The sequence below is a fragment of the Variovorax sp. Soil_C_19 genome (assembly GCF_057657255.1).
Genome location: NZ_JBDGIV010000001.1, coordinates 372,989 through 391,786 on the forward strand (window position 1 = coordinate 372,989; position 18,798 = coordinate 391,786).

Sequence of the window (18,798 nt, forward strand, 5' to 3'; positions counted from 1 at the left end):
CTGTTGTGTTCCTAGGGCCTGCGGAACAGCAGCACGGAATTGGTTCCGCCGAAGGCAAAGGAGTTGCTGATGGCGGCTTCGATGCCGGGTGCGGCCGCATCGCCGGGCCTGACCAGGTCGAGGCTGCAGGCGGGATCGGGCGCGTCGCAATGCGCGTTGGGAGGCAGCTCGCGCCGGTGCAGCGCGAGGATGGTGATCACCGCTTCGATCGCACCCGCCGCGCCGAGCATGTGGCCGTGCAGTGCCTTGGTCGAGCTCACGCGCAGTCGGTCGAGGTCGGGGCCCCAGACTTCCGCGAGTGCGTTGCGTTCGACCACGTCGCCGATGCGGGTGGCCGTGCCATGTGCGTTGCAATAGCCCACGTCGCGCGGCTGCAGCCCGGCTTGGCGCAGCGCGGCTCGCAATGCGCGGGCCTGGCCCGGCGCGTCGGGCCTGGTGAGGTGGGTGGCATCGCTGCTGAGGCCCCAGCCGGCCAGCGTGGCATGGCTGCGGGCACCGCGGCGGCGTGCGCGTTCGGCGGATTCGAGCACCAGGAAGGCTGCGCCTTCGCCCAGTGCGAATCCGCTGCGGTCGCTCGCAAAGGGCCGCACCGAACTGGCCGCTTCGCCCGGCGCGAAGGTGGCCAGGGTCTGCATCGCCTGCCAGGCCAGCACCACGCCGGGCACGATCAGCGCCTCGCTGCCGCCCGCGATCGCGAGGTCGACCTCGCCGCGCTGCACCGCCTTGGCGGCTTCCGCGATGGCGACCGACGACGAAGCGCAGGCGACCGAGTAGGTCAGCACCGGGCCCTGCACCCCGTTGCGCATCGCGACGTGCGCCGCGGGCGCGTTGGGCATGAAGGCCGGAATGGTGAGCGGCGGTACGCGCATGCCGCCGCGGTAGGCGGCCTCGAGCGCCGCTGCACCGCCCATGCCGCAGCCGGCATAGACGCCGATGCGCTCGGGATCGGTGTCGGCGCGGTCGAGGAAGCCTGCGTCGTGCAGGGCAAGGTCGGCGGCGGCCACTGCGAGCTGGCTCACGCGGTCGACGCCCGCGAGCTGCAGCTTGGTGAACCAGCGGGTTTCGTCGAAAGCCACGGTGGCCGCGGCCGCGGGCTTTGGCAGGTCGGGAAAGACGGGCTGGATGGCCGAGCGGCCGTCGAGCAGCGCCTGGAACAGTGCGTCGGGCGCGCTGCCGTGCGGCGCCATGACGCCGAGCCCGGTGACGCTGACCTCGTGGTTCACGCGACCTTGGCGGCCCTGACCTTGTCGACCAGCAGCGCGAGCTCGCCCAGCGTGTCGATGTTCGCGTCGTCGTCGGGCATGGTGATGCCGAAATGGTCTTCGATGGCGAAAAGGAACTCGGCGAGGGCCAGCGAGTCGAGCCCGCCCGTTTCGCGCATCGATGCGTCGGGGTCGAGTTTCGACGGTTCGATACCGTACTTCTCGTGGATCAGGTCCTGCAATTCCTTCAGCGAACTCATCGTGCGATGCCTGTTGTCATTTGCCGTCGCTGATCGATCGGGCCGCCGCAAGGTGCGCCATGGGATCGACCCCTTCCTCGCTCGGCATGTGGTCAGTGATTGCCAATGATATCCGCTCCGACCGGCACAGTGCTCCGCTCGGCGCGCCCCGGCCGCCAGCGCAGCGACGGGTAGGCGAAGGCGATGCCGAGCAGCGCGCCGGCCAGCGCATCGAGCACCACGTGCTGTTTGACCGCCAGGGTCGAATACGCAATGGCCGCGAACCAGACCCAGTTGGCCACGCGAAAGGCTACCGGCGTGCGGGTCTCGCGCAGCACATGGTCGAGGCGGATGGCCGTGAAGATGGCCACCGCCACGTGCATCGAGGGGCAGGCATTGCCCGCGGCGTCCACGCCCTGCAGCATCGCGAAACCCGGGTAGCCCGACACGTCGATCGTGAGCGGCGGGATCTGCGTCGGCCACAGGTAGAACAGCCCCAGGCCCGTGAGGCACAGCGCGCCGATCCAGAGCCCGTACACCAGCAGTTCGCGGAAGTTCGGCAACAGCCCGGGCGCGAACCCGACGTAGAACCAGAGCGACAGGTACGCGCCGAGCGCGTAGGGCTGGAACGGGATCAGATGGTCGAGCGCGGTGAGCGGCATCACCGTGACGGGGTACGCCGGGTTGCGCAGCAGGTGGAAGTAGCCGATGAAGAACAGCCAGGTGAAGGCCGTGGTGCCGATCGCCTTGAGCCAGAAGAGGCGGCGCATGCGCGCACCGATGTCGGCGGTCCAGGTGGGGGGGCGATGCGGTCGGGAAGGGGGCGCCATGGGGCTGGTTTGTGGTCCGTGGTTTCGTCTTGAAACCCGCCGATCTTGCCAGAGCGCCATGACGGCGCCGCCTGCGCCCTCAGGCGAGCGCCGCGGAACGCTTCTTGTGCTGGAACGAGGTGGGCGAGCGCCCCGTGGCGGCCTTGAACATTGCGCAGAACGCGCTGTCGGTGGCATAGCCGCTGGCCGCCGCCACCTGGCTCACGGCCATGCCGCGCGCCAGCAGCGGCAGCGCGTGCGCCATCACGGCCTGCTGCCGCCACTGCTGCCAGCTCATGCCGAGCTGGTCGCGAAACAGTCGCGCCACGGTGCGCTCGCTGGCGCCGATGGCGGCGGCGCGTTCGGCCAGCGTCGCGCGGTCGGCGGGGTTGCGCAGCAGCACTTCGCACAGCTGGCGCAGCCGCTTGTCGGCGGGCAGCGGCACGTCGATGCGGATCTGCGGGGCGCGCTCGAGCTCGTCGATCAGGAGCGGCGCGATCATGCGTTCGCGCTGCGGCGCATGCGCATCGGCCAGCGGCAGGCCGTCGGGCGTGGTGTCGAGCGCGAGCATCAGCGCACGCAGCAGCGGGCTGATGTCGAGCACTTCGCATTTTTCCCACGGGGGGCCGAGCCAGGCATGCAGGTACACGGTGCGCAGCTCGGCGTCTTCGATCAGCATGATGCTGTGCGGCATGTCGGCCGGCACCCAGACCGCCCGCGACGGCGGCACGATGTAGCTGCCGTCCTGCGTGTTGAGGCGGATCACGCCGCGCGTCGAGAAGGTGAGCTGCGGCCACGGGTGCTGGTGCAGCTCGACGAAGGTGTCGGCGCTCAGGAAGTGTTCCTTGGCGCGAAGCGGCCGCACCGCGTCGGGCGCATAGAGGTGCGGCGTGAGCGACGCCACGCTGGTGACGGGTGACGGAGACGAAGGCGGTGAAGAAAGTGCGCGTGGCATGGTTTCGACAAATGTTGTCGCTGTATCGCCATTCTGCCGCGGCGCGCCCGCATAGCATCGGTGCCTGCCCTGGTTTTTTGTAAGCAATCCATGTCCTCCCCGACTTCTACGAACGCCGCGCCCGCAACCAACCTGCGCGGCGATGCCCAACTGATCGGCCTCGTCGGCCTGGCCCATGCGATCAGCCATTTCAGCCAACTCATCCTCGCGCCGCTGTTCCCCTGGCTGAAGGACGCGTTCGACGTGAGCTACACCGAACTCGGTGCGGTGCTGACGGTGTTCTTCGTCGTCTCGTGCGTGGTGCAGGCCGCTTCGGGCTTCGTGGTCGACAAGCTCGGGCCGCGGCCGGTGCTGTTCGTGGGGCTCGGTGCGCTGGCGCTGGCGGCCTTCGGTTATGCGCTCGCGCAAAGCTACTGGATGCTGCTGCTGGCCGCGGTCGTCGGCGGCATCGGCAACGGGGTGTTCCACCCGGTCGACTACACCCTGTTCAACCGCAAGGTGGCGCCGACCCGGCTCGGCCACGCCTACAGCGTGCATGGCATTACCGGCAGTCTGGGCTGGGCGCTGGCGCCGGCTTTCGTGGTGCCGATCGCGATCGCCTTCTCGTGGCGCGTGGCGCTGGCGTCGGCGGGCGTGCTGGCGGTGGTGGTGCTGCTCGTGCTCTGGTTCTACCGCAGCGTGCTCGCGGTCGACGTGGCGGCGGTGCACAAGGCCACGGGGCAGGACGGGCCGGCGCCGATCGGCGGTGCGTTCGACTTTCTGCGCATTCCGGCCGTGTGGATGTGCTTCGGTTTCTTCTTCTTCTATGCCGTGGTGATCAGCGTGGTGCAGACCTTCGCGCCGGTGGCGGCCGGCCACCTGCATGCGGTGCCGGTGGCGCTGGTGGCGGTCTGCCTAACGGTGTACATGGTGGCGAGTGCGGCCGGCATGGTGGTGGGCGGCTTCCTGGCGTCCGATCCGAGCCGCTGTGAGCGCATCGTGGGCACCGGCTTCGGCGTGGCCGCCGCGCTGGCGCTGGTGCTGGCCTTCGCGGAGTTTCCGCCGGTGCTGGTGCCGGTGCTGTTCGGCGCGATGGGCCTGGTCACGGGCGTGGCGGGGCCCTCGCGCGACCTGCTGGTCAAGCGCTCGACGCCGCCCAATGCCACCGGGCGCGTCTACGGCGTGGTGTATGCGGGGCTCGACATCGGCCAGGCGCTGGCGCCGCTGGTGTTCGGCCGGCTCATGGACCACGGCCAGTACACGAGCGTGATCGTGGGCCTCGCGCTGGTGCAGGGCATGCTGATCGCGAGCGCGTTCAACGTGACGCGCGCGCGCCGCACCACGCTCGTGGCCGCCTGAAAGAGACGCCCTTCAGCCCGCGCCGCGCTCCCAGCCCGGCACGAACGGAAAGCGCGCGGCCCAGAACGCGGCCAGGCGCGGATCGGCATCGACGCGCTTCACGGGCTCGGCCATGCGCGGCGCCTCGCGGTAGAAGCGCTCGCGATGCGGTGTCCAGCGCGACACCACGGCCACGTACAGGTCGAGCATGCTCAGGCGCTCGCCGAGCAGGTAGGGCGCGGGCGTGCCGATCTGCGCGTCCATCAGGCGCCAGCATTCGGCCACGCGCTCGGCGGTGCGCTCGAGCAGCGCGGGCTGCGCCGCCGGATCGGGCGCGAGCCGCGAAGGCGCGTCGCGCACCCAGAACATCGAATAGATCGCGGCCGGCACATAGACCATCCAGCGCAGGTAGCGCGCACGCAGCGGGTCGCCGGGCGCGGGGCAGAGGCCCGCCTCGGGATGGCGGTCGCCGAGCCAGAGCAGGATCGCCGCGCTCTCGGTCATGAGCTCGCCCGAGGGCAGCACCAGCGCCGGCACCTGCCGCATCGGATTGACCGGCGCGATGCGCTCGCGCTCGGCGTCACCCTCCCAGGGCGCGACGTCGACGACGTCGACCTGCGCGCCGATCAGCGTGAGTGCGGCATGCACCGGCGTGGCGCCCGAGCCGGGCGCGCCGTAGAGGGTGTAGCGGTCGTTCGAAGGCGTGGAGGCGGAAGTCATCCGCCCAGATTACGCCAGCCGGTGACCGGTTGTCACGCGGCCAGCAGCGCGTCGACCTTCTTCAGGCCCTCGAGCGTCTTCACGCAGGCCTCGGCCACCTCGGTGCCCTTGACTGCGAAGTGGCGGTGGAAATATTTGCGGTGTTCCACATGCTCGTGGAAGTGGTGCGGCGTGAGCACGGCCGAGAAGATCGGCACGTCGGTCTCGAGCTGCAGCGACATCAATGTGCTGACGACGGTGCTCGCGACGAACTCGTGGCGGTAGATGCCGCCGTCGACCACCAGCGCGCAGGCGACGATGCCGGCGTACTTGCCGGAGCGCGCGAGCCGTCGCGCGTGCAGCGGGATCTCGAACGCGCCGGGCACGTCGAACACGTCGATCGTGTCGCGGGCCACGCCGAGCCGCTCCATTTCTTCGAGGAAGGCGTCGCGCGCCTGGTGGACGATGTCGGCATGCCACTGCGCCTGCACGAAGGCGATGCGCTGGCCGCGCGGTTGGCCCGACGCGTCGATGGCCGAAAGGGGAAGGTCGTTGATCTGACTCATGGTGTGCCTCTTGAAAGCAGGTTTCCTGAATCAGGGCGCACGAAACCGCAGGGCAGCCGAACGCGCGTTTCGCCATGGCGAAGCACGCGGGGCCGGCCCGCATTTCGCGCTCTCTTTCATCCGGACTGTGACCGTCGGCTTCGGAATCGCACCGAAATCTGCTGACCCCGCAGCCCTTGCCGGACTGCGGGCGCTCGCGGGCTCGTGCGGTCCTTCTCGCGAAGAGAACCGCCATGACCGCCGGTGGGGAATTTCGCCCCGCCCTGAGAACGCTGCCCCGGCTTGCACCGGGAGCGGGGCCATTCTAGGCAGGACGGCGGCGCCATGCTGTCACCCACGAGCCAAAGCCCCTTGCCGGCCGGGGAGAGCCGCCGCGGCACTCAGCGTCGTACCAGGAATTGCGCCATGCGCGCGAGTTCCTCTTCCAGGCCGCTACGAAACTCCGCATCGCGCGGCGCCTTGCCTGCGTAGCCGAAGGCGGGCTGCAACCCGCCCGCGCCGGCCGCGACATTGGCCCAGCCGATCACGCGATCGCCCCACAGCATCGGCAGCGCGTAGTAGCCGAACTGCCGCTTCGGCGCGGGCATGTAGGCCTCGAACTTGTACGACCAACCCCAAAGCTGCTCGAAGCGGCGGCGGTCCCACACCACCGGGTCGAACGGGGCGAGCAGGCGCACCGCGTCGTCGGGCGCGTGCCGCCGCGAGGCCGGGTTCTCGTCGGCGGGCCAGTACCAGGTGGTGCCGTCGATGCGGCAGCTGGCGAGCATATCCTCGCGTGCGATGCGCAGCGCGGCCTGGGTCTGCGCCGAAAGATGCGGCGCGCCGTAGCCGAGCAGCCGCACGAGGTAGGTCAGGCTCGCCGCGGGCAGCGGTGCGTACTTGCGCACCACCAGTTCGATCAGCGCGGCGGCGCGCCGGGCGCGGCCCGCGGGGCTTTCATCGGCGGGTGGATGGGCCACGGCCGCGTACACGCGCGTGCCGCTGTCGCGCCGCACCACGCGCAACTGGCCGCGGTAGTGCAGGCCGTCGAGCAGCCGCGTCGTCGCATTGCTCGAGCCCCCCCAGTAGTTCTTCACGCTGCCGTGCGCAAAGTGCTGTTCGACTTCGCGCGGATGCACGGCCCCGCGCTCGCGCACGAAGGCGAGCACGTCGGCAGCCTTGCGGCGGGTGTCTTCGTCCCATTGCGTGCGGGCTTCGCGCGGATGCATCAGCGCCAGGTGCTCGCGCGGCAGGAAGCCGTAGTTGACGAGGCAGTCTTCCTCGACTGCCAGGCGGGTGTAGCGGCTTTCGAGGTCGCCCGCGCGGTAGTCCTTCACGCGGTGGCGCAGCGTGAGATCTTGTGCGCGTGCGGGTGCGCGGATCGGATCGGCCTGCACGAAGCCGAGCTGGCGGATCGCGGCCGGCAGCGTGGTCGGCCGGAAGAGGGTGCGCGCCACCGCGTAGCGGCGCAAGTCGTCGAGGGTCGGGTCAGCCATGCGCCGAATTGCAGCACAGGCGGCGCCGCGTTGCTTCGGCTGCCCGATCCTTGGGTCTACACCGCCGAACGGTGCCGCTCGATGCAGGTGTCGAGCGTCTCGGCGCCTGGGCGCTGCCACCAATCGAGGTTGGAGAAGATCTCGACTTCGCTGAAGCCCGCGAAGCCTGCGGCCTCGACCCAGCCGCGGATCTTCTTGAGCTCGACCACGCCGTCGCCCATCATCCCGCGGTCGGACAGCAGGTCGCGCGTCGGCGTGCGCCAGTCGCACACGTGGTAGGCCAGCAGGCGCTCGCGGCCGGCGCGGGCGATCTGCTGCTCGAGCTTCGGGTCCCACCACACGTGGTAGATGTCGAGCGCCACGCCCAGCATGCCGCTCTTGTCCGCGTCGAGTTCGTCGCAGATGTCGAGCGCATGTTCGAGCGTGTTGATGCAGGCGCGGTCGGCGGCCTGCATCGGGTGCAGGGGCTCGATCGCCAGCGGCATGCCGACCTCGCGCGCGTAGGCCAGCGACGCGGCAATGCCGTCGCGCACCTCGCTGCGGGCGCGCGCGATATCGGTGTAGGCCGCCTTGCCTTCGAGCGCGCCGGGCAGGGCGCCCACCACCAGCACGACGCAAGGGGCGTCGAGCGTCTTGGCTTCGTCGATGGCACGGCGGTTGTCGTCGAGCGCGGCCTTCAGGCCGGCCGCATCGGGTGCCGGGAAGAAGCCGCCGCGGCAGTAGCCCGACAGGCCGATGCCGTGCGCCTTCAGCTGCCTGGCCACCTTGTCGAGCCCGACCGCCGCCACCTGGTCGCGCCAGGGGCTGATCGCGCGGATGCCGCGCTCGGCGCACTGGTCGATGATGCGGTCCAGCGGCACCTCGGCGCCCGACTGCTTGCGCACGGTGGCGGTGTTGATCGACAGCCAGTCGTGGTTTTGCGAGAAATCGCGCATCGGCCGCTCAACTTTCCACGCCGTGCAGCGCCAGCAGCGTTTGCATGCGCTTCACCGCGAGTTCGGGCTGTTCGAGCAGGTTGGCCGCGTCCGCAAGACGGAACAGCTCGGCAAAGTGTTGCAGCGAGCGCGTGCTCTGCTGGCCGCCCACCATCGTGAAGTGCTTCTGGTGGCCGTTGAGCCAGGCCATGAACACCACGCCGGTCTTGTAGAAGCGCGTGGGCGCCGCGAAGATGTGGCGCGACAGCGGCACGGTGGGCCCGAGGATCGCGTGGAACTTCTCGGTGTTGCCTTGCGCGAGCGCACCGAGCGCGGCACTGGCCGCCGGCGCGATGGCGTCGAAGATGCCGAGCAGCGCGTCGCTTTGGCCATGCATGGGTTCGCTGCCGAAGCCGTCGCCGGCAATCAGCTCGGCGTAGTTGAAGTCGTCGCCGGTGTACATGCGCACGCCGGACGGCAGGCGCCGGCGCATCGCGATTTCCTTGTCCTTGTCGAGCAGCGAGATCTTGATGCCGTCGACCTTGTGCGGATGCGCCGCGATGATGCCCACGGCCGTGTCCATCGCCGCATCGACATCCTTCGTGCCCCAGTAGCCTGCGAGCGCCGGGTCGAACATGTCGCCGAGCCAGTGCAGCACCACGGGCTGCTTCGCCTGGCTGAGGATGCGGTCGTACACGCGTTCGTAGTCGGCCGGGCTCTTGGCAACACGTGCGAGCGCGCGGCTCGCCATGACGATCAGTTTGCCGCCGAGCGCTTCGATCGCGGCCATCTGCTCCTCGTAGCCGCGGATCACGTCGTCGACGCTCTTCACGTCGTCGATGTTCAGGTGGTCGGTGCCGCAGCCCGAGGCCACCAGCGCGCCCGGCACATCCTTGGCCGCGTCGAGCGAGCGGCGGATCAGCTCGAGCGAGGTCGGCCAGTCGAGGCCCATGCCGCGCTGCGCCGTGTCCATGGCCTCGGCCACGCCCAGGCCGAGCGAGAACAGGTGGCGGCGGTAGGCGATCGTGGTGTCCCAGTCGACCGCGGACTGCAGCCACGGATCGATGGCCGCGAGCGGGTCGGCCACGACGTGGGCGGCCGAGTAGGCGATGCGGTTGAACTTGACGCCCGCGTCGGGCTTGACCGGTGCGGTGCCGCGCAGGGCGTAGGGCGCGAGCGCGCCGCTCGCGGTGGGAAGGGTCAGCGACAGTGCCATGGCGACGGGCCTCAGACCTTCAGCGCCGGCACGTCGACCCAGCGGCGGTCCTGCCACGATTCGAGCGCGGCCTCGACCAGCTGCACGCCCTTGGCGCCTTCGGGCAGCGTCCACTTGTAGGGCTCGTTCTCGACCACGTGGCGAATGAAGTGCTCCCACTGGATCTTGAAGCCGTTGTCGTAGGCCTGCGAATCGGGGATCTCCTGCCACTGGTCGAAGAAGTTCATCGTCTGCTTCTCGTCGGGGTTCCACACTGGGCGCGGCGTGGCCACACGCGACTGGGCGCGGCAGCTCGACAGGCCCGCGACGGCCGAGCCGTCGGTGCCGTCGACGTGGAAGGTGACAAGGTCGTCGCGCCGCACGCGCGTGGCCCAGCTCATGTTGAGCTGCGCGATCACCGGCTCGCCGTTGTGGCCGGTGAGTTCGCAGGTGGCGTAGGCCGCATCGTCGGCGGTGGCCTCGTAGGGCTTGCCGGCTTCGTCCCAGCGCGTCGGGATGTGCGTGGCACCGATGCACGAGACCGACTTCACTTCGCCGAACAGGTTGTCGAGCACATAGCGCCAGTGGCACATCATGTCGAGGATCATGCCGCCGCCGTCTTCCTTGCGGTAGTTCCAGCTCGGGCGCTGGATCGGCTGCAGGTCGCCCTCGAACACCCAGTAGCCGAACTCCAGGCGCACGCTCAGCATGCGGCCGAAGAAGCCCGCGCGGCGCAGCATGTCGAGCTTGCGCAGGCCGGGCAGGAAGAGCTTGTCCTGCACCGCGCCGTGCTTCAGGCCCGATTCCTGCGCGAGGCGCGCGACCTCGACGGCTTCGTTGAGGTTGGTGGCGATCGGCTTCTCGCAGTACACGTGCTTGCCGGCGCGGATCGCCTTGGCGAGCAGCGTCGGGCGCATCTGCGTGGTGCCGGCGTCGAAGAAGACGGTGTCTTCCTTGTTCTCGAGGGCCTTGTCCAGGTCGGTACCCCAGCGCGCGATACCGTGGGCCTTGGCGAGCGCTTCCATCTTCTCGGCGTTGCGGCCGATGAGGATCGGGTCGGGCATGACCTTGTCGCCATTGGAAAGCGTCACGCCGCCCTGGGCGCGGATTGCGCAGATGGAGCGGATCAAATGCTGGTTCATGCCCATGCGTCCGGTGACGCCGTGCATGATCAGTCCGAGTCGTTGTGTAGCCATGTCTTCAGCCGAAAAGGAGTTGGAGAGAGAAGAAAGAAGAAGAAGGGAGACGGGCCGATGCAGCTCACTGCGGCGACAGGCCGGCGGCCTTGACGAGCGTCGCGTTGCTCTTGATCTCGTCCTTGATGTAGGCGTCGAACTGCTCGGGCTTGAGCGTCCAGGCGTCGGCGCCGAGCTTCAGGAAGCGTTCCTTGACCTCGGGCGAGGCGAGTGCCTTGGCCACCTCGTCGTGCAGGCGGTTGACGATGTCGCGCGGCGTCTTGGCGGGCGCCATCATGCCGATCCAGAAGTTGAATTCCGAGCCGGGCACGCCCGCTTCGGTGGTGGTCGGCACGTCGGGCAGGGCGGCGGAGCGCTTGGGCGAACCCACGGCCAGCGCGAGCAGCTGACCGTCCTTGATCTGGCCGATCACCGGCGCGATCGGCGAGAAGTAGTAGTCGACCCGGCCCGAGAGCACTTCGGTCACGGCCTCGGCCGAACCCTTGAACGGGATGTTGGTGGCGTCGATCTTCGCGGCCATCTTGAACTTCTCGGCATTCAGGTGGGTGGCGCTGCCCTGGCCTGCCGATGCGAAGTTGATGGTGCCGGGCTTGGCCGTGGCGGCCGCCACCAGCTCCTGCAGCGTCTTGATGCCCTTGGAAGGCGCGATGACCAGTGCGTTCGACAGCGACGAGATGGGCGACACCCCGGCGAAGTCGGCCACCGTGTCGAACGGCAGCTTTGCAAAGGTCGAGGGGCTGACCGTGTGCGACGACGAGTGGATCATGACCGTGTAGCCGTCGGGCGCGGCCGTGGCCACGGCCTGCTGGCCGATGGTGCCGCTGGCGCCGCCGCGGTTGTCCACCACCAGCGTCTGGCCCATGCTCTGGCCCATCTTGTCGGCGATGGCGCGCGCAATGATGTCGGTGGTGCTGCCGGCCGCGAACGGCACGATCACGCGGATCGGTTTGGTGGGATAGCCGTTTTGCGCCGACGCGAGGCCCGGCATCAGGGCGGCCATGCAGGTGAGCGTGGCCAGTGCGGTGGTGCGTGCGAGTTGCTTCATGGTTGTCTCCGTGCGGGCGGGCCGCTTGTCGTCGAAATCGATTAATTCACCAGTGGGTGAATTGTGGATTCTAGAAAGCCCGCCGCACCAGCGCAACCGCTGCGAATCCGTGAATACCCTTAAAGGCCCGCGAACGGGCGTGCGCCGCTCAGTGCAGCACGTACCCGAGCACCAGGTCGGTCATGTGCGAGAGGCGCTGCGCCATCGCCTTGGGCGCGCGCAGGTCGCGCCCGAACACCGCCGACAGCGTGTTGTTGTTCGACAGGTAGAAGTAGCAGAGCGAGGCGATCGAGATGTAGAGCTGCACCGGGTCGACGCCGGCGCGGAACAGGTTGTCGCGCTTGCCGCGCTCGAGCACCGTGTCGAGCAGTTGCACCAGCGGCGAGTTCATCTCCTGGATGCGGTCGGAGCGCTTCAGGTGTGCCGCCCCGTGCAGGTTCTCGCTGTTGAGCAGCGTGATGAACTCGGGATGCTCGAGGTAGTAATGCCAGGTGAACGAGACCAGCTGCCGGATGGCCTCGACGGGATCGATCTCGTCGAGGTGCAGCTTCTGCTCGGCTTCGCGGATGTCGGCGTAGGTGCGCTCGAGCACCGCGAGGAACAGGTCGTCCTTGCTGCCGAAGTAGTAGTAGATGAGGCGTTTGTTGAGCCCCGCCCGCGCGGCGATGCTGTCCATGCGCGCGCCGGCCAGGCCGCGCTGGGCGAACTCGTCGCGTGCCGACGCAAGGATGGCGAGCTGCGACCGATCGGCGTCGCGCGAGCGCGGCTCGAGCGCTTCGGGCGGGGAATCCTTGGGGGCCTTCATGGCGCGAATTTAACCATTTGGTGAATTAACGCAAGGCGACGAGAGGGGATGCACATAATTGCCGAGACATTGACTGCAACGAGGTTCGACTTCTCATGAGTACATCACAACCCGCGGGCCACCTGATCGTCGAGTGCCTGATCGCACAGGGCATGGAGATCGCATTCGGCGTGCCGGGCGAAAGCTTCCTCGCGGTGCTCGACGGCTTCCATGCCTTCGGCGACCGCGCCCGCTTCATCGTCAACCGCCAGGAGGGCGGTGCGGCCTTCATGGCCGAGGCGCACGGCAAGCTCACCGGACGGCCGGGCGTGTGCTTCGTGACGCGCGGCCCGGGTGCCACCAACGCCTCGATCGGCGTGCACAACGCGTTCCAGGATTCGACGCCGATGGTGCTGTTCGTCGGCGACGTGGGCAGCGACTTCCGCGACCGCGAGGCCTTCCAGGAGGTGGACTACGCGAGCTTCTTCGGCCCGAGCACCAAGGGCTTCGCCAAGCGCGTCGAGCGCATCGACGACGCCGACCGCATTCCCGAATACGTGTCGCGTGCCTTCGCGACCGCGATGAACGGCCGCCCCGGCCCCGTGGTGCTGGTGCTGCCCGAGGACATGCTGCGCACGCACACCGCGGCACGGCCGCTGCCGCGCGTCGAGGCCGTGCAGCCGTGGAGCGACCCCGGCGCGCTGCGCAGCCTGCGCGAGCTGCTGCTGAAGTCCGAACGCCCGCTGGTGATCGCGGGCGGCGGCGGCTGGACGCCGCAGGCCGCGCAGGCGCTGCAGCGCTTTGCCGAGAACTGGCGCCTGCCCGTGGCCAACGCCTTCCGCTTTCAGGACACCTTCGACAACCACCATTCGCTCTATGCGGGCGACGTGGGCATCGCGATCAACCCCAAGCTGGCGCAGCGCGTGAAGGACAGCGACCTCGTCATTGCGATCGGTCCGCGCCTGGGCGAGATGACGACTGGCGGCTACACGCTGCTCGAAGCGCCCAAGGCGCGCCAGAAGCTGGTGCACATCCACGCCAGCGCCGAGGAGCTCAACCGCGTCTACCAGGCCGACCTGGCGATCAACGCCGGCATGAGTGCCGCCGCGCGCAGCCTCGAGGTGCTGAGCGCGCCGCCGACGCTGCCCTGGGAAGCCTGGACCGCGCAGGCACATGCCGACTACGAAGCCAACCTCGTGCCGCAGGCGCTCGCGGGCATGCCCGCCGATGCGCCGCGCGGGCCCGTCGACATGGCAGAGGTCGTGGCGCTGCTGCAGAAGCACCTGCCGGCCGATGCCGCCATCACCAACGGGGCAGGCAACTTCGCGAGCTGGGTGCACCGCTACTTCCGCTACCACGGCCTGGCCAAGGGCGCGAAGACGCAGCTGGCACCCACCAGCGGCGCGATGGGCTACGGCGTGCCGGCTGCCATCGCGGCCAACCTCGCGACCGGCCGCGTGGGCTTCACGATCGCGGGCGACGGCGATTTCCTCATGAACGGGCAGGAGCTCGCGACGGCGGCGCAGCACGGCGGCAAGACGATCATCGTGCTGCTCAACAACGGCATGTTCGGCACCATCCGCATGCACCAGGAGCGCGAGTACCCCGAGCGCACGAGCGGCACCGCGCTGCGCAATCCCGACTTCTGCGGCCTCGCGCGCGCCTACGGCTACGCGGCCGAGCGCGTGACCGAGACCGCGCAGTTCGAAGCCGCGCTGCTGCGTGCGCTGGCCGCCGACACCGGCACGCTGATCGAGATTCCGCTCGACCCCGAGGTGATCAGCACGCGAGGCACGCTGGGCACGATCACGCGCGCGGCAAGGCAGCAGCAACAGGCGCAGGGCTGAAGGCGGCGAGATGCTGCGCGACCTCCGCGCGCAGGATGGGCGAGCGCAGCTCGAACACCTCGAACAGGCCCAGTGCCTCGAGCGCGGGGATCAGTGCGACGAGGTCCTCGCGTGCGGTCTGGCGCTCCGCAACGGATGCGCCGGCGTCCTCCAGCACGCGCACGTTGGCGAGGAAGGCGCCGACCGAGCCCTTGCGCACGGTCCGGCCGCCGAGCAGGGCGAAATCGTGATCGTCGGGCAAGACATCCTGGGCTTTCATGGCAATTCCTTCGGGAAGACGGGGATAGGTGGATCGATGAGGATTCCGATGCTAGGCAGAACCCCTTCGGCGGGCTTGCGGCGCTGGGCCGATCGACATCGCGATCGGGCCATGCATCGATCCGCGCAGGGACGCGATGGCTGCTGATCCTTCCCCACCGCACCTGCACCTCTCGGTCGATGCCCATGACGCCGCGCGCGTGACCCACGCGCATGCGCATGCGCAGGGACAACTGTTCGCCTTGCGCGCCGGCCTGCTGCTGATCGAGACGCCGGCCGGCCGGTGGGTGCTGCCGCCCGGTTGGATCGGCTGGATCGCGCCGCGCTGCACGCATGCGGCGCACAGCCGTGGCGCGACGGCCGGCTGGAGCCTCTACCTCGATCCGGCACTGACCGGCGCGCTGCCGGCGCAGCCGCATGTGTTCGCATCGACGCCGCTGGTCCGCGAACTCTTGGCGCGGCTGCTTTCGCTGCCGCAGGAGCCCGACGCCGATCAGGCGCAGCGCCGGTTGCGGCTGGTGGCGGTGCTGCTCGATGAACTGGCCGCGAATGCGGGGGCTTCGCTGCACCTCCCGATGCCGCGCGACGCGCGCCTGCTCGCGATGGCCGCCGCCCTGGCCGAAGACCCGTCGCCGGACGACACGATCGCGCAATGGGCCGGGCACATCGGCATGGCGACACGCACGCTCACGCGGCGCTTCGCGGCCGAGACCGGCTTGAGTTTCGCGCAGTGGCGCCAGCAGGCGCGGCTCTTCAAGGCGGTGCAGTTGCTGGGCGCTGGAGCGCCGGTGACCGCGGTGGCGCTCACGGTGGGCTACAGCTCGGTGAGCGCTTTCATCGAGACCTTCCGGCGGCATTTCGGCTGCACGCCTTCGCGCTTCCTTGCGCCGGCGGTGGACGCGATGCGCTGAGGCTTCGAGGAAGAAAAGCACGGACGAAAAAAAGCCGGCTTTCGCCGGCTTTCCTGAGCGACCCGGGTGCCTGCGGCACGGAGGTCTTTCGGGGTGGTGCGCTTACTTGACGTGCTTGCCGATCAGCGCGGCCAGTTCGAACATCGACACTTGCGGCTTGCCGAAGATTTCCTTCAGCTTGGCATCGGCGTTGATGTTGCGCTTGTTGGCCTTGTCCTGCAGGTTGTTCTTCTTGATGTAGTCCCACAGCTTGCTCACGACGGCGGTGCGCGGCAGCGGCGTGGAGCCGACCACGGCGGCGAGTGCCGGGCTGGGGGTCAGCGCCTTCATGAAGGCGGCGTTGGGCGTGCGCTTCTTGGCGGGAGCGGCCTTCTTGGCAGGGGCCTTCTTCGCGGGAGCAGCAGCCTTCTTGGCAGGAGCAGCAGCCTTCTTCGCCGGTGCGGCAGCCTTCTTCGCAGGAGCAGCAGCCTTCTTGGCCGGAGCCGCCTTCTTTGCAGGTGCAGCCTTTTTAGCCGGAGCTTTCTTGGCCGGAGCCTTTTTTGCAGTTGCCATGGTTGATTTCCTTTTTTGGTTGAACGTTCACCAATGAAAGACTGGCGTCTCCAGTGGCACTGCGGATGCTAAAGGAGAAAAAACGCGTTTCCAAGGGAAAAAACGCTTTTTTCATTGGGAGTTGTTGTTTTTTCAGAGGGGCGTATGCGTCTCTTCAGCTCCGGCGTGCGGGCCACGTGGCGAGCACCACGCCGACGAGTGCAAGCGCGAACGCAACCAGCTGTGCCGCAGAGAGGTTCTCCCCGAGCGCCAGCACGCCCACGAATGCCGCACTCACGGGCAGCATCACGGTGAAGACGCCGGCCTGCGCAGCGGGCACGTTGCGCAGGCCCGTCATCCAGAGCCACACCGTCCAGATGCTCGCGGCGAGCGCATAGAGCACGAGCAGCGCCCACATCTCGATGCGCACGGCCGAGAAGTCGAAGTGCCATGCGAGCCACACGCCGAACGGCATCGACAACACGAAGCCCCAGAGGTTGATCAGCGACGAGATCCGCTTCGGGCCGAGCCGGCCCGTGAGCGACTTGCCGATCACCGCGTACGCGGCCTCGCAGAGCACCGCGCAGAAGACCAGCAGGTTGCCGAGCCAAGGCATCGCGGACGGCGACGCGCCGCCGGGCGTTGCCGCGGGCGCATGCGCCGGCGTCAGCGCCAGCAGGCCGATGCCGAGTGCGGCGCAGCCGATGGCGAGTGCGATGCGCACCGTGATGCGCTCGCGCAGGAAGAGCCAGCTCGCCACCGCGACCGCAGCGGGGATCGACGCCATGATCACGCCGGCCGACACCGCGCTCGTCATGCTCACGCCGAACAGCATGCAGATCGAGAACAGGAAGTTGCCGAGGAACGACTCGAGGAACACGAGCCAGCGCGTGCGCCCGCTCATGGGAGGTTCGCCGGGCGCGCGGCGCAGCCAGTGCGGCATCGCGAGCGCCGCGATGCCGAAGCGCAGCCACGCGAGCAGCAGCACCGGGAACGCGACGGTCAGGGGCTTGGAAAGTGCCACGTAGGCGCCGACGAGCGACATGCTCAGGGCCAGGCAGCCATAGGCCGCGAGGCGGCTCGAGGTGGGGGCGGTAGCGGTCAATGGGAGCTTGTTGAACAAGGAGCCGCCGATGATGCCCCAGCCGCTCGACACCCAGGGCCGCACGGCGCGTGCTCGAGGCCGCGCCATTTTTCACACTGAAAGATTGACTCCACAATGCGGAATGGGCGCCTGCTGCGCTGCAATATTTTTTCTCAATATGAGAAAGACTATTTCATATAGAGGGATATGCGTCTAAGTTGTTGATTTTGTTGATGCAAAAATATGTCTTCTATAAGACATAAGAGTGGTGCGCAGGTTTAAAGTGGATGCCAAGGCCCCAGCGGCCGATGCCTTCAACAACCTCACGGAGTGACCATGCCCCAGACCCTTACCGAACAACTGAGCCGCGAACAGCAGATTGCCGCCCTCGAGAAAGACTGGGCCACCAACCCGCGCTGGAAGGGCATCAAGCGCAACTACAGCGCCGCCGACGTGGTCCGCCTGCGCGGCTCGCTGCCGATCGAGAACACGCTCGCGCGCCGCGGCGCCGAAAAGCTGTGGGACCTGATCAACGGCGGCGCCAAGAAGGGCTACGTCAACTCCTTCGGCGCCATCTCCGGCGGCCAGGCGCTGCAGCAGGCCAAGGCCGGCCTCGAAGCCGTCTACCTGTCGGGCTGGCAGGTGGCTGCCGACGGCAACACCTCGGAGACGATGTACCCCGATCAGTCGCTCTACGCTTACGACTCGGTGCCGGCCATGGTCCGCCGCATCAACAACACCTTCAAGCGCGCCGACGAAATCCAGTGGGGCCGTGGCCTGAATCCCGGCGACAAGGAGTTCATCGACTTCTTCCTGCCGATCGTGGCCGATGCGGAAGCCGGCTTCGGCGGCGTGCTCAACGCCTTCGAGCTGATGAAGAACATGATCGCCGCGGGCGCCGCCGGCGTGCACTTCGAAGACCAGTTGGCTGCGGTGAAGAAGTGCGGCCACATGGGCGGCAAGGTCCTGGTGCCGACGCATGAAGCCGTCGAGAAGCTGCAGGCCGCGCGTTTTGCCGCCGACGTGATGGGCGTGCCGACCATCGTGCTGGCCCGCACCGACGCCGAGGCCGCCAACCTGATCACCTCAGACCACGATGCCAACGACAAGCCTTTCCTCACCGGCGAGCGCACGCAAGAGGGCTTCTTCCGCGTCAGGAACGGGTCGGAGCAAGCCATCAGCCGCGGCCTGGCCTATGCCGAAGTGGCCGACCTCGTGTGGTGCGAAACCGGCACGCCGGACCTGGGCTTCGCGCGCGAGTTCGCCGATGCCATGCACGCCAAGTTCCCGGGCAAGCTGCTGAGCTACAACTGCTCGCCGTCGTTCAACTGGAAGAAGCACCTCGACGACAAGACCATCGCTTCGTTCCAGGACGAGCTTTCGGCGATGGGCTACAAGTACCAGTTCATCACGCTGGCCGGCATCCACAGCAACTGGTACAACACCTTCAAGTTCTCGCACGCCTATGCGCGCGGCGAAGGCATGAAGCACTACGTTGAAATGGTGCAGGAGCCGGAATTCGCGGCGCGCGAACTGGGCTACACCTTCGTGTCGCACCAGCAGGAAGTCGGCGCCGGCTACTTCGACGACGTCACCACGGTGGTGCAGGGCGGCGCGTCCAGCGTCAAGGCGCTGACCGGTTCGACCGAGGAAGAACAGTTCCACTGATCGGGCAGCTCTGTCCGCTCGAATGAAGCCCGGCCCGCGTGCCGGGCTTTTTTGCGTCTCTGCGGCTAGAATCTGCGCTTTCCTCCGTCACCAACAAGGGCGA

The 18,798-nt window shown here is 68.3% G+C and carries 19 protein-coding genes and 1 riboswitch; of the genes, 4 read left to right on the forward strand and 15 right to left on the reverse strand.

What is annotated here, in order from left to right; genetic code table 11:
* Positions 1-11 precede the first annotated feature (11 nt).
* The 4 genes from AC3A6R_RS01835 to AC3A6R_RS01850 form a co-directional block, all read right to left on the reverse strand.
* On the reverse strand, positions 12-1,223 hold the full coding sequence (locus AC3A6R_RS01835) for a beta-ketoacyl-[acyl-carrier-protein] synthase family protein (RefSeq protein ID WP_487863598.1): 1,212 nt from the start codon (positions 1,221-1,223) through the stop codon (positions 12-14).
* Positions 1,220-1,462 (reverse strand): acyl carrier protein, encoded by a 243-nt coding sequence (locus tag AC3A6R_RS01840; protein WP_487860017.1) that lies wholly within the window; start codon positions 1,460-1,462, stop codon positions 1,220-1,222. Before AC3A6R_RS01840 ends, AC3A6R_RS01835 begins: the two co-directional genes overlap by 4 nt.
* Before the next feature lie 92 nt (positions 1,463-1,554).
* The gene (locus tag AC3A6R_RS01845) at positions 1,555-2,271 is read right to left on the reverse strand and encodes a phosphatase PAP2 family protein (RefSeq protein WP_487863599.1); all 717 of its coding nucleotides are present in this window, start codon (positions 2,269-2,271) and stop codon (positions 1,555-1,557) included.
* Between the two features lie 79 nt (positions 2,272-2,350).
* On the reverse strand, positions 2,351-3,205 hold the full coding sequence (locus AC3A6R_RS01850) for an AraC family transcriptional regulator (RefSeq protein ID WP_487860019.1): 855 nt from the start codon (positions 3,203-3,205) through the stop codon (positions 2,351-2,353).
* Positions 3,206-3,295: 90 nt separating this feature from the next.
* Between AC3A6R_RS01850 and AC3A6R_RS01855 the strand changes: the two genes are divergently transcribed.
* Complete coding sequence (locus tag AC3A6R_RS01855) at positions 3,296-4,543, forward strand: MFS transporter (RefSeq protein ID WP_487860020.1); 1,248 nt, start codon at positions 3,296-3,298, stop codon at positions 4,541-4,543.
* A 12-nt stretch (positions 4,544-4,555) separates the two neighbouring features.
* Here the strand turns inward: AC3A6R_RS01855 and AC3A6R_RS01860 are convergent, their stop codons facing one another.
* From AC3A6R_RS01860 to AC3A6R_RS01895, 8 genes are all read right to left on the reverse strand, one after another.
* The gene (locus AC3A6R_RS01860) at positions 4,556-5,242 is read right to left on the reverse strand and encodes a glutathione S-transferase family protein (RefSeq protein WP_487863600.1); all 687 of its coding nucleotides are present in this window, start codon (positions 5,240-5,242) and stop codon (positions 4,556-4,558) included.
* A 32-nt stretch (positions 5,243-5,274) separates the two neighbouring features.
* Complete coding sequence (locus tag AC3A6R_RS01865) at positions 5,275-5,787, reverse strand: 6,7-dimethyl-8-ribityllumazine synthase (RefSeq protein ID WP_487863601.1); 513 nt, start codon at positions 5,785-5,787, stop codon at positions 5,275-5,277.
* 104 nt (positions 5,788-5,891) lie between these two features.
* Positions 5,892-6,062: riboswitch (FMN riboswitch) on the reverse strand.
* A gap of 105 nt (positions 6,063-6,167) precedes the next feature.
* Positions 6,168-7,262 (reverse strand): DNA glycosylase AlkZ-like family protein, encoded by a 1,095-nt coding sequence (locus AC3A6R_RS01870; RefSeq protein ID WP_487863602.1) that lies wholly within the window; start codon positions 7,260-7,262, stop codon positions 6,168-6,170.
* Positions 7,263-7,318: 56 nt separating this feature from the next.
* A complete protein-coding gene (locus AC3A6R_RS01875; RefSeq protein ID WP_487863603.1) occupies positions 7,319-8,197 on the reverse strand; it encodes a sugar phosphate isomerase/epimerase family protein in 879 nt (292 codons plus the stop codon).
* A gap of 7 nt (positions 8,198-8,204) precedes the next feature.
* Complete coding sequence (locus AC3A6R_RS01880) at positions 8,205-9,392, reverse strand: dihydrodipicolinate synthase family protein (protein ID WP_487863604.1); 1,188 nt, start codon at positions 9,390-9,392, stop codon at positions 8,205-8,207.
* 11 nt (positions 9,393-9,403) lie between these two features.
* Complete coding sequence (locus AC3A6R_RS01885; RefSeq protein ID WP_487863605.1) at positions 9,404-10,567, reverse strand: Gfo/Idh/MocA family protein; 1,164 nt, start codon at positions 10,565-10,567, stop codon at positions 9,404-9,406.
* A 64-nt stretch (positions 10,568-10,631) separates the two neighbouring features.
* On the reverse strand, positions 10,632-11,612 hold the full coding sequence (locus AC3A6R_RS01890) for a tripartite tricarboxylate transporter substrate binding protein (RefSeq protein ID WP_487863606.1): 981 nt from the start codon (positions 11,610-11,612) through the stop codon (positions 10,632-10,634).
* A gap of 148 nt (positions 11,613-11,760) precedes the next feature.
* Complete coding sequence (locus tag AC3A6R_RS01895) at positions 11,761-12,417, reverse strand: TetR/AcrR family transcriptional regulator (RefSeq protein WP_487863607.1); 657 nt, start codon at positions 12,415-12,417, stop codon at positions 11,761-11,763.
* A gap of 95 nt (positions 12,418-12,512) precedes the next feature.
* Here AC3A6R_RS01895 and AC3A6R_RS01900 point away from each other — a divergent pair, with 95 nt between their 5' ends.
* Positions 12,513-14,243 carry a thiamine pyrophosphate-binding protein gene (locus AC3A6R_RS01900; RefSeq protein WP_487863608.1) on the forward strand — a complete coding sequence of 577 codons (1,731 nt, stop codon included), beginning with the start codon at positions 12,513-12,515 and terminating at the stop codon, positions 14,241-14,243.
* Here the strand turns inward: AC3A6R_RS01900 and AC3A6R_RS01905 are convergent.
* Positions 14,203-14,502 carry a hypothetical protein gene (locus AC3A6R_RS01905; protein WP_487860030.1) on the reverse strand — a complete coding sequence of 100 codons (300 nt, stop codon included), beginning with the start codon at positions 14,500-14,502 and terminating at the stop codon, positions 14,203-14,205. The two genes, AC3A6R_RS01900 and AC3A6R_RS01905, sit on opposite strands and share 41 nt — an antisense overlap.
* Positions 14,503-14,638: 136 nt before the next feature.
* Here AC3A6R_RS01905 and AC3A6R_RS01910 point away from each other — a divergent pair, with 136 nt between their 5' ends.
* Positions 14,639-15,412 (forward strand): AraC family transcriptional regulator, encoded by a 774-nt coding sequence (locus AC3A6R_RS01910; protein ID WP_487863609.1) that lies wholly within the window; start codon positions 14,639-14,641, stop codon positions 15,410-15,412.
* Positions 15,413-15,514: 102 nt separating this feature from the next.
* On the opposite strand, the gene AC3A6R_RS01915 is transcribed toward AC3A6R_RS01910, so the two are convergent.
* Together AC3A6R_RS01915 and AC3A6R_RS01920 are read right to left on the reverse strand one after the other, a co-directional pair.
* Positions 15,515-15,964: an SWIB/MDM2 domain-containing protein gene (locus AC3A6R_RS01915; protein WP_487860032.1), complete on the reverse strand. Its 450-nt coding sequence runs from the start codon at positions 15,962-15,964 to the stop codon at positions 15,515-15,517.
* A gap of 154 nt (positions 15,965-16,118) precedes the next feature.
* Positions 16,119-16,988, reverse strand: coding sequence for a DMT family transporter (locus AC3A6R_RS01920; protein WP_487863893.1), 870 nt, complete (start codon positions 16,986-16,988; stop codon positions 16,119-16,121).
* Between the two features lie 375 nt (positions 16,989-17,363).
* Here AC3A6R_RS01920 and aceA point away from each other — a divergent pair, with 375 nt between their 5' ends.
* The gene (gene aceA, locus AC3A6R_RS01925; protein WP_487860033.1) at positions 17,364-18,695 is read left to right on the forward strand and encodes an isocitrate lyase; all 1,332 of its coding nucleotides are present in this window, start codon (positions 17,364-17,366) and stop codon (positions 18,693-18,695) included.
* Positions 18,696-18,798 lie beyond the last annotated feature (103 nt).

Bases quoted from the DNA above. Each gene is read 5' to 3' on its own strand.
- AC3A6R_RS01910 (WP_487863609.1), top strand. From the start codon at position 14,639: ATGGCTGCTGATCCTTCCCCACCGCACCTGCACCTCTCGGTCGATGCC.
- AC3A6R_RS01875 (WP_487863603.1), bottom strand. From the start codon at position 8,197: ATGCGCGATTTCTCGCAAAACCACGACTGGCTGTCGATCAACACCGCC.
- AC3A6R_RS01920 (WP_487863893.1), bottom strand. From the start codon at position 16,988: ATGTCGCTCGTCGGCGCCTACGTGGCACTTTCCAAGCCCCTGACCGTC.
- AC3A6R_RS01890 (WP_487863606.1), bottom strand. From the start codon at position 11,612: ATGAAGCAACTCGCACGCACCACCGCACTGGCCACGCTCACCTGCATG.
- AC3A6R_RS01880 (WP_487863604.1), bottom strand. From the start codon at position 9,392: ATGGCACTGTCGCTGACCCTTCCCACCGCGAGCGGCGCGCTCGCGCCC.
- AC3A6R_RS01865 (WP_487863601.1), bottom strand. From the start codon at position 5,787: ATGAGTCAGATCAACGACCTTCCCCTTTCGGCCATCGACGCGTCGGGC.
- aceA (WP_487860033.1), top strand. From the start codon at position 17,364: ATGCCCCAGACCCTTACCGAACAACTGAGCCGCGAACAGCAGATTGCC.
- AC3A6R_RS01885 (WP_487863605.1), bottom strand. From the start codon at position 10,567: ATGGCTACACAACGACTCGGACTGATCATGCACGGCGTCACCGGACGC.
- AC3A6R_RS01845 (WP_487863599.1), bottom strand. From the start codon at position 2,271: ATGGCGCCCCCTTCCCGACCGCATCGCCCCCCCACCTGGACCGCCGAC.
- AC3A6R_RS01860 (WP_487863600.1), bottom strand. From the start codon at position 5,242: ATGACTTCCGCCTCCACGCCTTCGAACGACCGCTACACCCTCTACGGC.
- AC3A6R_RS01840 (WP_487860017.1), bottom strand. From the start codon at position 1,462: ATGAGTTCGCTGAAGGAATTGCAGGACCTGATCCACGAGAAGTACGGT.
- AC3A6R_RS01895 (WP_487863607.1), bottom strand. From the start codon at position 12,417: ATGAAGGCCCCCAAGGATTCCCCGCCCGAAGCGCTCGAGCCGCGCTCG.
- AC3A6R_RS01900 (WP_487863608.1), top strand. From the start codon at position 12,513: ATGAGTACATCACAACCCGCGGGCCACCTGATCGTCGAGTGCCTGATC.
- AC3A6R_RS01855 (WP_487860020.1), top strand. From the start codon at position 3,296: ATGTCCTCCCCGACTTCTACGAACGCCGCGCCCGCAACCAACCTGCGC.
- AC3A6R_RS01850 (WP_487860019.1), bottom strand. From the start codon at position 3,205: ATGCCACGCGCACTTTCTTCACCGCCTTCGTCTCCGTCACCCGTCACC.
- AC3A6R_RS01915 (WP_487860032.1), bottom strand. From the start codon at position 15,964: ATGGCAACTGCAAAAAAGGCTCCGGCCAAGAAAGCTCCGGCTAAAAAG.
- AC3A6R_RS01905 (WP_487860030.1), bottom strand. From the start codon at position 14,502: ATGAAAGCCCAGGATGTCTTGCCCGACGATCACGATTTCGCCCTGCTC.
- AC3A6R_RS01870 (WP_487863602.1), bottom strand. From the start codon at position 7,262: ATGGCTGACCCGACCCTCGACGACTTGCGCCGCTACGCGGTGGCGCGC.